Raw genomic sequence first — 4,452 nt, 5'->3', positions numbered from 1 at the left:
GGGGATCAGCATGTCGCCAGCCCGGCGGAAATGTTCAAAGCCACCGACCTGCCCGTTATGCATGAACGACCAACGCTTCGAGGTGAAGGGATGGCAATTATTCCGACTGGTCGCGGTGCCGGTGGAAGCACGGACATGGCTCATGAACAGGCCCGACTTCACCTGGGTAATAAGGCTTTTGAGGTTGCAATCCGACCAGGCGGGCGAGACATCGCGAAACTGCCCAGGTTCCAGCCGGGTGTCGTACCAGGCAAGACCAAACCCATCGGCGTTGATCGCGGATTTACATTCCGTCGCGCACTGACTTTGATGGATCAGCGAGTGCTTCGGTCGGCTGACGATATCTTCCAGAAAAATCGGATTGCCGATATAGGCGGCCCAACGACACATGATGTATTCCCTCTGCCCCGCGCAGTCTGATGCCGCGCTTTGATCGTGCCAGCATAGCGCAAAGAAAGGGTTGATACAGGGGGAAAATGTCGGCCGCTATTCAGACTCTTCCAGAACCATCAAATCGCGGATGCTGGCGCCTTTGGCATGGGAAAGTGCCGCTTGATATTCGGCGGAATGGTAACAGGCCACCCCCGCCTCAAGGCTGGGAAAGCGCGCGACGACATTGCGCGCGCGATCATTGCCTTCAAGTTGCACATACCGCCCGCCGCGCGCCAAAAACACGCCACCATGCAGGGCGATCGCTGGCCCGGCGAGCTTGGCATATTTTCCGTAGGCTTCGGCATCCGTCACTTCGACATTTGCAATCCAAAGTGCTGTTGGCATGTTATTTCCCTCCCAAAATAGCTTCGACAGCGGCAATCGCCGCATCCGCGCCGCCAATATCCACGCCGCCCGCTTGTGCCATATCGGGCCGTCCGCCGCCGCCTTTGCCGCCCAAAGCCAGCGCCGCGACCTTGACGATATCCACGGCCGAAAGCCGCTCCGTCAAGTCCGTTGTCACCCCCGCCGCCACCGCAGGTTTCGCCCCGGTATCAGCAATCAACAGAACCACACCGGAACCGATCCGCGCCTTCATCTCATCAATCAGCCCCGGCAAATCCTTGCCGGAAACGCCGGAAAGCACCTGAGCAATCAGCTTTACCCCATTGATTTCCTTGACGTCTGCACCTGACGCGCCACCGCCCCCCATTGCCAGTTCCCGCCGCAGTTGCGCGACCTCATTCTCCAGCTTGCGGCGTTCATCCAGAAGCGCCTTAGCACGGCCTGCCAGTTCCGCAGGCGTCACTTTCAGCACCGCCGAAACCTCTGCCAGATTGCCCAACTGCTCTTTCAGATAGGCCAGCGCACCTTCACCGGTCAGCGCCTCGATCCGCCGCACACCCGCCGAGGACGCGGAATCGCCGAGGAGAACAAACAGCCCGATCTCCCCCAAGCGCCCGACATGGGTACCGCCGCAAAGTTCCAGGCTGTAGGTCCGCTTGTCGACGCCTTTGCCGGACCCTTCCAGCGCGCCCATGGACACCACGCGGACTTCATCGCCATATTTCTCACCAAAGAGCGCCTGCGCGCCCAAGGCGCGGGCGTCATCGGGCGTCATGATGCGGGTGTCCACCGCGCCGTTTTCCCGGATATGGGCGTTCACCTCCGCCTCCACCTGCGCGAGTTCGGCAGCAGAAACCGCTTGGCTATGGCTGAAATCAAAGCGCAAACGGTCCGGCGCATTCAGCGACCCGCGCTGCGCGACGTGATCGCCAAGCGCGCGGCGCAGCGCCTCATGCAGCAAATGGGTCGCGGAATGGTTGGCGCGGATGGCCGAACGCCGGGCGTGATCGACGGTCAGGCTGGCGCCCTGCCCCGTCGCAATCTCACCTTCCGTCACCTCAGCCAAATGGATGAACAGACCCTGGCTTTTCCTGGTGTCGGTGATCCGCGCCTTACCGGTCGCGGTTTTCAGCACGCCCTCATCGCCGACCTGCCCGCCGGATTCGGCATAAAACGGCGTCTGGTTCAGGATGATCTGCACCGATTGGCCCTTGCCAGCCTTTGCAACCTCCGCCCCCGCCTGCACCAGTGCCAACACCTGCCCTTCGGCGGCTTCTGAGTCGTAGCCCAGAAATTCCGTTGTCCCGTGTGCCTCTGCCAGATCGAACCAGATTGCAGCATCCCTGGTTTCCCCCGACCCGGCCCAACTTGCCCGCGCCTTGGCTTTCTGCTCGGCCATCGCCGCCTCAAACCCGGCAGTATCCACCGCGCGCCCCTGTTCGCGCAGCGCATCCTGCGTCAGATCCAGCGGAAACCCATAGGTGTCATAAAGTTTGAACGCCGCGTCGCCGGGCAGGTTCGCGCCATCGGGGATCTTGGCAAGTTCATCATCAAGCAGTTTCAGGCCGCGGTCCAAAGTCTGGCGGAACCGGGTTTCCTCCAACCGCAGGGTTTCTTCAATCATCGCCTGCGCGCGGGTCAATTCCGGATAAGCCGCCCCCATCTGGCGCACCAAAGCCGGAACCAGCCGGTACATCACCGGGTCTTGCGCGCCGAGTTGATGCGCGTGACGCATGGCGCGGCGCATGATGCGGCGCAGCACATAGCCGCGCCCCTCATTCGAGGGCAACACCCCATCCGCGATCAGGAAGGAGGTGGAGCGCAAATGATCCGCAATCACGCGATGGTGGGTCTTGCCTGGGCCGTCCGGATCGGTGCTGGTGGCATGGGCCGAAGCCTCGATCAGGCTGCGCATCAGATCGGTATCGTAATTGTCGAGCTTGCCCTGAAGCAAAGCGCCGATCCGCTCCAGCCCCATGCCGGTGTCGATGCTTTGCTTCGGCAACGGCGTCAGAGAGCCATCGGGATGCTGCTCATTCTGCATGAAGACAAGGTTCCAGATCTCGATGAAACGGTCGCCATCCTGTTCAGCAGAGCCGGGCGGGCCGCCCCAGATCTTGTCGCCATGGTCAAAGAAAATCTCGGTGCACGGGCCGCAGGGACCGGTCGGCCCCATGCGCCAGAAATTGTCGTCATTGGCGATGCGGATGATGCGGTCATCGGGCAGCCCCGCCACCTTTTTCCACAAGGCGGCGGCCTCATCATCGGTGTGATACACCGTGACGAGCAACCTGTCTTTCGGGATGTCGAAATCACGGGTCAGCAATTCCCACGCGAAGGGGATCGCATCAGCTTTGAAATAGTCGCCAAAGCTGAAATTTCCCAGCATTTCAAAGAAGGTATGGTGGCGCGCGGTATAACCTACATTGTCCAGATCATTGTGTTTGCCGCCCGCCCGCACACACTTTTGCGCCGTGGTGGCGCGGACATAATCGCGCTGTTCCACCCCGGTAAAACAATTCTTGAACTGTACCATACCGGAATTGGTGAACATCAGCGTCGGGTCGTTGCGTGGAACCAGCGGGCCGCTTTCAACGATGCGATGGCCGTTGCGGTCAAAGTAATTCAGAAAGGTTGAGCGGATATCATTCAGCGATGGCATGAGGCGGCCCCTTGTCCGGCAAATGGCGGGTTCGCCCGGTGTTTAACGATGCAAGGCAGAACTGTCCACTGTGGCAATGGCAAAGGCCGGGCGTTTCCCCCGGCCTTTCAAGTCGTTCATCCGTCTTTGGGATCAATCGTCCAGCAAGGGCTCGCTCGCGGCTTCATCCATATGGAAATCCAACCCGTGGGAGGCGCGGATCTTATCCTCGATCTCCTGCGCAACGCCGGGATTGGTTTTCAGGAACAGCTTGGCATTCTCACGCCCCTGCCCGATCCGCTCATCCCCGTAAGAATACCAGGAACCGGATTTCTCCACCACGCCAGCCTTGACGCCGAGATCGACCAATTCTCCGGTTTTGGAAATGCCCTCGCCATACATGATGTCGAATTCCACCTGTTTGAACGGTGGCGCCACTTTGTTCTTCACCACTTTGACGCGGGTGGAGTTGCCGACCACTTCATCCCGATCCTTGATCGCACCGATGCGGCGGATATCCAGACGGACCGAGGCATAAAATTTCAATGCATTGCCGCCAGTCGTGGTTTCCGGGCTGCCGAACATCACGCCGATTTTCATCCGGATCTGGTTGATGAAGATCACCATGCAATTGCTGCGCCCGATCGAAGCGGTCAGCTTGCGCATCGCCTGGCTCATCAATCGCGCTTGAGAGCCCATCTGCATATCGCCCATATCACCTTCAATCTCGGACTTCGGCACCAGTGCCGCGACCGAATCGACCACGATCATGCTGACCGCACCAGAGCGCACCAAAGTATCAACGATTTCCAACGCCTGTTCACCGGTGTCGGGCTGGCTGATCAACAATTCATCAAGGTTGACGCCCAACTTCTTGGCATATTGCGGGTCGAGCGCGTGTTCGGCATCGACGAAGGCGCAGACCCCGCCCTTCTTCTGCGCTTCGGCCACCGCATGCAGCGTCAGCGTGGTCTTGCCGGAACTTTCCGGCCCATAAATCTCAATAATCCGGCCCTGTGGCAGCCCGCCGATCC

General features: G+C 60.0%; 4 protein-coding genes. All 4 read right to left on the bottom strand.

Annotated elements, in window-relative coordinates; all coding sequences use genetic code 11:
- Positions 1-390: class II glutamine amidotransferase (locus L0H65_RS15305; protein ID WP_301459908.1), on the bottom strand; the 390-nt coding region annotated here is incomplete at its 3' end.
- A gap of 96 nt (positions 391-486) precedes the next feature.
- A complete protein-coding gene (locus L0H65_RS15300) occupies positions 487-777 on the bottom strand; it encodes a DUF1330 domain-containing protein (RefSeq protein ID WP_301459907.1) in 291 nt (96 codons plus the stop codon).
- Position 778: 1 nt separating this feature from the next.
- The gene (alaS, locus tag L0H65_RS15295) at positions 779-3,439 is read right to left on the bottom strand and encodes an alanine--tRNA ligase (protein ID WP_301459906.1); all 2,661 of its coding nucleotides are present in this window, start codon (positions 3,437-3,439) and stop codon (positions 779-781) included.
- A 132-nt stretch (positions 3,440-3,571) separates the two neighbouring features.
- The coding region (recA, locus tag L0H65_RS15290; protein ID WP_301459905.1) for a recombinase RecA at positions 3,572-4,452 on the bottom strand (881 nt) is incomplete at its 5' end.

The organism is Pseudorhodobacter sp. (assembly GCF_030452865.1).
GTDB lineage: Bacteria > Pseudomonadota > Alphaproteobacteria > Rhodobacterales > Rhodobacteraceae > Pseudorhodobacter.
This window is presented reverse-complemented; position numbering and strand designations above follow the sequence as displayed.

What these genes read in the sequence shown, in the direction of transcription:
- alaS (WP_301459906.1), bottom strand. Translation starts at nt 3,439, where the DNA reads ATGCCATCGCTGAATGATATCCGCTCAACCTTTCTGAATTACTTTGAC.
- L0H65_RS15300 (WP_301459907.1), bottom strand. Translation starts at nt 777, where the DNA reads ATGCCAACAGCACTTTGGATTGCAAATGTCGAAGTGACGGATGCCGAA.